Origin of the sequence: Acrocarpospora sp. B8E8 (assembly GCF_039871605.1) — a bacterium.
Lineage (GTDB): Bacteria > Actinomycetota > Actinomycetes > Streptosporangiales > Streptosporangiaceae > Acrocarpospora > Acrocarpospora macrocephala.
This window is the reverse complement of sequence record NZ_JBDPLV010000088.1, coordinates 36,492-42,907: the sequence shown is the minus strand read 5'-3', so window position 1 is coordinate 42,907 and position 6,416 is coordinate 36,492. Positions and strand designations below refer to the sequence as shown.

At 66.7% G+C, this 6,416-nt stretch carries 5 protein-coding genes; 1 reads left to right on the top strand and 4 read right to left on the bottom strand.

Annotated elements, in window-relative coordinates; genetic code table 11:
* Window positions 1-160 precede the first annotated feature (160 nt).
* From tmk to ABGB08_RS47450, 4 genes are all read right to left on the bottom strand, one after another.
* Window positions 161-2,215, bottom strand: a complete 2,055-nt coding sequence (gene tmk, locus ABGB08_RS47465; protein WP_347604802.1) for a dTMP kinase — start codon at window positions 2,213-2,215, stop codon at window positions 161-163.
* Window positions 2,216-2,491: 276 nt separating this feature from the next.
* Window positions 2,492-3,235 (bottom strand): isochorismatase family cysteine hydrolase, encoded by a 744-nt coding sequence (locus tag ABGB08_RS47460; RefSeq protein ID WP_347604799.1) that lies wholly within the window; start codon window positions 3,233-3,235, stop codon window positions 2,492-2,494.
* Window positions 3,236-3,246: 11 nt separating this feature from the next.
* Entirely contained in the window at window positions 3,247-4,638 is a 1,392-nt protein-coding gene (locus ABGB08_RS47455) for a solute carrier family 23 protein (RefSeq protein ID WP_347604796.1), read from the bottom strand.
* Window positions 4,639-4,767: 129 nt separating this feature from the next.
* Window positions 4,768-4,926: a hypothetical protein gene (locus ABGB08_RS47450; protein WP_347604793.1), complete on the bottom strand. Its 159-nt coding sequence runs from the start codon at window positions 4,924-4,926 to the stop codon at window positions 4,768-4,770.
* A 193-nt stretch (window positions 4,927-5,119) separates the two neighbouring features.
* Between ABGB08_RS47450 and ABGB08_RS47445 the strand changes: the two genes are divergently transcribed.
* Window positions 5,120-6,349: a metallophosphoesterase gene (locus ABGB08_RS47445; protein WP_347604790.1), complete on the top strand. Its 1,230-nt coding sequence runs from the start codon at window positions 5,120-5,122 to the stop codon at window positions 6,347-6,349.
* Window positions 6,350-6,416: the final 67 nt, after the last annotated feature.

The window sequence follows — 6,416 nt, the reverse complement described above, 5'->3', positions numbered from 1 at the left end:
CACCCACCCACCCTTTATTGTTTCCCCGGGCTCCGCCCGGGCCCGCCCGCTCTCCGGGGCTTCGCCCGGAACTGACGGCTCTAGGGGGCTTCGCCCTCCAGAACAGCCCACACGCTCCACACGCTCCGCCTGGCTTCGCGCGCTCTCTGCCGGGACTTGCCTAATCCCGGATGGCCGGCATGGTCCCCGTGTTGGCCTCTGCCTCAAGTGGGACAGGATCAGGAAGGATTTCTCGGACCTTGTCCTGGATCAAGCGGGTGACGTCGGTCTGAGCGAGGGTGCCGTCGACGACGAAATAGCGGTCGGGCTCGGCTGTGGCGAGGGAGCGGAATTCGCGGCGGACTCGTTCGTGGAAGTCCATTGGTTCGGATTCGATGCGGTCCGCAGGGGAAGCGAAGCGGCGCAGGCCCACCGAGGGTGGGACGTCGATGAGGACGGTCAGGTCGGGCACCAAGCCGCCGGTGGCCCAGGCGTTGACCTTGGCCACGTCCTCGGTGTCGAGGGAGCGCCCGGCGCCCTGGTACGCGAGGGACGAATCCACATATCGATCACAGACGACCATCGAATTCCGGTACAAAGCCGGGCGGATGACCTTTTCCACGTGTTCGGCCCGGTCGGCCGCGTACAGCAGGGTTTCCGCGCGGGCGGAAAGCCCTTGATGGGTGGAGTCGAGCAGGATCGCCCGCAGCCGCATGCCAATCTTGGTCGAACCGGGCTCGCGCGTCTGGACGACATCGAAGCCCTGGTCCCGCAGCCAGATGGCGAGCAGCCGGGATTGTGTGGTCTTGCCCGAACCCTCCCCGCCCTCGAACGCGATGAACATGCCACGCGCCTGCTCGTCCTCATCGGGAACGAACTTCTCACCACGCAACGCGGCCAGCAGATCGACGCTGATCGGAATGCCACGCCGGTCGTCCATGTGCCGGAGCGCGAGCACGCCCACGATCACCGCGACCAGCGCCCCGATGAGCATCACCAGGTTGGACCCGTCGAAACGGTAACTCATCCCGCCGATCGCGAACGGATGGCTGCCGAACAGCCCCGCCAGCGTGGACCCGAACGCGACCACCAGGAGCAGCACCACGCGGGCCAGCGACTGCAGGAACGAGAACGTCCGCCCCCGCAACTGATCTTCGACTTCGAGCCCGATCATCGTGTACCCGATGATCCAGGCGATCCCCGCGCACGCTCCCAGCACCACCGTGAGCATGACCACGATCACCAGGTTGTGGACAAGCGCGATCGCCACCAGCACGGCGCCCGCGAGAATGATCGACAACCCGAACAACCGCCGCCGCGACAGCTCCCTCAGCAGCCGCAACCCGAAGAACATGCCCAGCGCCATCCCGACGAAGACGGCCCCGAACACGGTTCCATACGCGGCGTCGCCTCCCCCAAGCACCTCCACGTACGTCTTGGCGACCCCCACCACGGCCCCGCCCGCGGCGAACGCCCCCAACATCCCAATGATCAATCCCCGGACGGTACGGTTCGCACCCACGAACCGCCATCCCTCCACGATCTGCCGGAGCACCGACGGCGCCGCAGTCCCGACATGCCCCTTCGGAATGTCACGTAACGTGAAAATCAACCCAGCCGACACCAGGTACGCCAGCGCGTTGATCCCCAACGCCAGATCCGTAGGCTGCCCGCTGAACGACGGCGCCAACGAGGCGATCACGTTCACCGTCACCGACAGGAGCGCGAACAGCGCGGCGGCCAGCGGCGCGGTGCCGTACGTGACGAGCAGGTTCAGCTGGTTGGCCTCCTCCAGCCGATCCTTGGGCACCAGATTGGGGACGGTCGCGTCCTTGGCCGGAACCCAGAACAGGTTCACGCATTCGACCAGGAATGTCGCGATCACGATCCACTGGTAGCTGCCGACCAGCGGAATCGACAGCACGACGGCGAACCGGGAGACGTCCGCCAGGACCATGGTGAGGCGCCGGTCGAACCGGTCGGCGAAGGCTCCGGCCACCGGGCCGAGCAGGATCGCGGGCAGCATCTTGGCGATGAAGACACCGCCGATGGCCAGGCTCTGCGTCTGGTAACCGTCGTCCTGCGTGAGGTTACCGGCGAGGGCCGTGAGCGCGATGATGTTGAGCCAGTCACCGAGGCTGCAGACCGACATCGCCGTCCACAACCTGCGGAAAGGCGCGTTCGCCAGCACATGCGGCGGCTTGCGGCGAGGGACCGCCCGGCCAGGGGAGCTCATGATGTCAGCGTATCCAGGTGTTCGCTGGGCTTGGGGGGTGTGAGCGGGCCGGATTTGCCCCGCCTGCTCATCGCCTGAGGGTATTACGTCACAGCTGTCTGGCGCAGTCAGGTCAACGCGATCGTCATCCCCTTTTCTAGCCCCTCCGCCCCTCCATTCCCCCTGCTCACCTCAGCCAGCCAGCCCCTGACCTCGATCAATCCCCCAGCCCGCCACACCCGTTCCGGCTGCTCACACCCACCAGATAGACCCCAACCCCAATCAACCGACCCCACCTCACCGTGATCGATCTCGCCTGACCGAACTCGGATTCTCGGGCCCTGGAGGTAGCCGGTCGGTGGTGGCGCCCCAGGCGCCGAGGATGTCGTCCGCGTCCATGACCAGGGCCATGTGCAGCGACATCATGCTCAGGGCGGCCCGTTCGAGCCGCTCGTCCGTGCCGCGGACGAGATCGCGGGCCACGATGACGCGGTAGCCGAGGTTGGAGGCGTCGAAGGCGGTGTTGAGCACGCAGCAGTCGGCCATGATGCCGTCGAGCGCCACGGCCGTGACGCCCATCTGCCGGAGCAGGAAGTCCAGGTCGGTGGGGTAGAAGGCGGACAGGCGCTTCTTGCCGGTGACGATCTCGTCCCGTGGGTCGATCTCGGTGGCGAACGCGGTCCACGGGCTGCCGGCGAGCGCGTGCTCCGCCGCGTTCGGGATGTCGCCGACAAACTCGGGGAACGTCGTACGCCAGGCGCTCGGGATGCCCCGTACGTCGTCGACACCGGAGGAGCGAAGCTCCGACCGTACGTGGATGATCGGGATGCCGGCCGCCCTCGCCTCCCGGTGGAAGGCGTCGATCCCCGCGACGATGTCGCGCCCCCTGGGAGCGGGGCAGGGGCACAGCGGCGAGTCCGAGAGGTGCCCTTGGTGCATGTCGATGGAGACGACAGCGGTCCTGTCCGGTACGACGAAGTCGTGGTAGCGGCCGTCGTCCGGCAGCGGCCTGCGTTCTTCGTAGACGTAGTGATGGGGCATGGTGTGCGCCTTCAGACGTGTGACGAGGGCTGACCGGCCGGCGCGGTGACCGCGAGCGGCACGGCGTCCGCGGGCCTCCCGCGCTCGAGCATCGGCCGGATGCCGACGTTAACGATCAGGTGGAGGACTACCAGCATGATGATCCCGAGCATCATCGGGCTGCCGACGATGGCGGCGACGCTCGGGGAGATCCCGGCCATGATACTGGCGGGCAGGAACTGGAGCCCCAGGGCGATGATGAACGCCGGCGCCGCGACGGCCAGGTTCAGGTCATCCCATTCGACGGTGGAGAGCAACTGCACGCCGCTCATCGCGATGATCCCGAAAAGGATCGTGGACGCGGCCGACAGGACGGGCGAGGGCAGCCCGGCGATGAACAGGCTGATGCCCGGGATGAACGCCAGCACGATGGCCGCACCCCCCGCCGCGGCCGTCACGAAGCGGCTGCCCACGCCGGTGACCCGGACGATCCCGGCGTTCTCCGGGTAGGACGTGGTGCCGATCCCGCCGAAGAGCGAGCCCACCGTCGTACCGAAGAACTCCGTGAACAGGCCCCGGTTGGTACGGCTCAGCCCGACCCGCTGCCCACCCCAGCTACCGACCAGGCTGTACATCCCGGCGGACTCGGCGCCGGCCTGGAAGAAGGCGAGCATCATCACAACGACGACCGACCATTCGACGCCGAACCCGAAGGGCAGCCAGGTCGGGGCGTGAACGAGCGGAACGGACCCGGCGCCGGACGGGGTCCACAGGCCGGCGACCGCCGCGACCAGGGTTCCGGCGGCGATGCCCCAGACGATCGCCGCGCGCCGTACCACCGAGTTGCCCCCGAAGATCAGGCAGCCGAGCACCGTGATGACGGTGACGACGCTGACCCAGAAGTTGGGCGCCCCGTATCCGGGGGTGCCCGACACCCCGAACCAGCCGCTCACGCCGATGCTGGCCAGTTGCGCGCCGATGATGACGAACAGCGTGCCGAAGACGATGGGCGAGGAGGAGAGCTTGGAGATGTGACCGAACAGCCCGAACTGCTTGATCGGGATGCTGAGCGCCATGCAGATCAGCCCGGCCACCATCATGGACCCGAAGGCGGTGCCGAGCCCGAAGGTGGCGCCGGCCGCGCTGAGGGCCACGAAGAACCCGGCGGTGGGGCCTTGGACGATGGGCAGCTTCAGCAGGCGGCTCGACTGGAGGACGGTGATGATCCCCGTCATCAGGAAACAACCCTGGACGATGTAGCTCACCTGCACCTGCGACAGCTGCAGGGACTGACCGATGAGCACCGGGAAGATCCAGATTCCGGTGAGGGCGAGCAGGTGCTGAAGGCCGAACAGCCCGGTCCTGGGGGCCGAGAGTCGCTGTTCGATGCCGATGGCCAAAGTTGCCGACGGGGCTTGGTCCATGTTGATCACCGATCTGTATGCGGTGTGATTGTACCGACTTCAGTACAGATGAAGTCCTATCACGTGGCTTACGCGCCCCGAAAGACGTCAATGTTACAGCTGTGTTGAAATTTGGCAGCAAATCTAGCGTCATGATTCAACGACATTGAAAACACGATCGCCTCGGCCGAACCCGATCCAGCCGAGCAGGAAGCCCAGCAGCGCGCCAATGATCACCTTGCGGGCGTCGGTGACGATGCCGCCGAAGACGCGGACCGCCGCGGTCGCCCACGGTCCATGCTCCGGCAAGATCGGACGCTCGGTTGATGTCCACAAGCAGGCCGGGCCGTTCGTGATGGCGCACCGGCCGGCTGGCGGGGTGACGGGGGATCCTGAGGGGCAGCTGAGAGGCTGCGGCTGGGTCGCCGGGTGGCTCGTAGCATTGCGGGGGGACATGGCGGCCGGCCCGCCCGGGGCGGCGGAGGTCGGAGTGGGGCAGGTCGTGGGATTTCTCGCTTTCGTTCTGGTTGCGATCTTTGGGATCCACTACTACTTGTGGCGGCGGCTGATCCGGGGGACGACGGCTCCTGGGCGGAACCGGCGGATCCTGACATGGACGCTGGTCGTGCTCGCCGGACTGCTGGTTGCGGCCTTGATCGGCACCAGGATCTTCCCCTCGGAGACGGGACACGCGCTCGCCTGGCCTGGGTACCTCTGGTTGGCGATCATGTTCTACCTGGCGGTCATCCTGATCGTGCTGGAGATTCCCAGGGCGATCACACTGATCGCCCTCAGGCGCCGCGAGCACAAGCCGAGCCAGGCGCTCCCGGTTCCGGTGCCCGCCGGCGGCGCGCCGCCCGTCGAGATCGCGCCTGACGAGAGCCCTGTCCTGCCCCAACTCGACCGACGCCTGTTCCTTTCTCGTACGGCTGCCGCCGTCGCGGGCGTGGGGGCGATCGCCACGGTCGGGTACGGCATGCGCACCGCCTTGGGCGATCCCATCATCGAGCGAGTCCCTGTCCGGCTGGCCCGGCTGGATCCGCGGATGAACGGTTTCCGCATCGCCGTCGTGAGCGATATCCATCTCGGCCCGCTCACCGGCATCAACCACACCGAGCGAATCGTCCGAATGATCAACGGCCTGGAGGCCGACATCGTCGCGATCGTTGGCGACCTGGTGGACGGAACGGTCGCCGAACTGGGCCCGCTGGCCCGTCCCCTGCGGAACCTCGAATCACGCTATGGGTCATATTTCGTCACTGGAAACCACGAGTACTACACCGCCAACGGACCAAAGGAGTGGATCGACGAACTCAACACGCTCGGAGTGCGCTCATTGCGCAACGAACGCGTAGAGATCGCCCACGCAGGTGCCGCCCTCGACCTGGCCGGCGTGAATGACATCAACGGCACAACCATGGACGATGGCCCCAACATGGCCAACGCCCTCACCGGACGAGACACCACACGCCCGGTCGTGCTCCTCTCCCACCAGCCAGTCCAAGTCCACGACGCCGCAAGCTACGGCGTCGACCTACAACTCTCCGGCCACACCCACGGCGGCCAGATGGCCCCCTTCAACCTCATCGTCCCCCTACAACAACCAGTCGTCCAAGGCCTCGACATAGTCGACGGAACCCAGATCTACGTCACCCGCGGCGCCGGCTTCTGGGGCCCTCCAGTCCGCGTAGGCGCCCCTCCAGAAATCTCTCTACTCGAACTCCACTCATGACCGGGCCCCACCCGCTACGGCCCCAGGTCTCACACTGCGCACCCAGTCTCCGCGCTGCCAATTGATT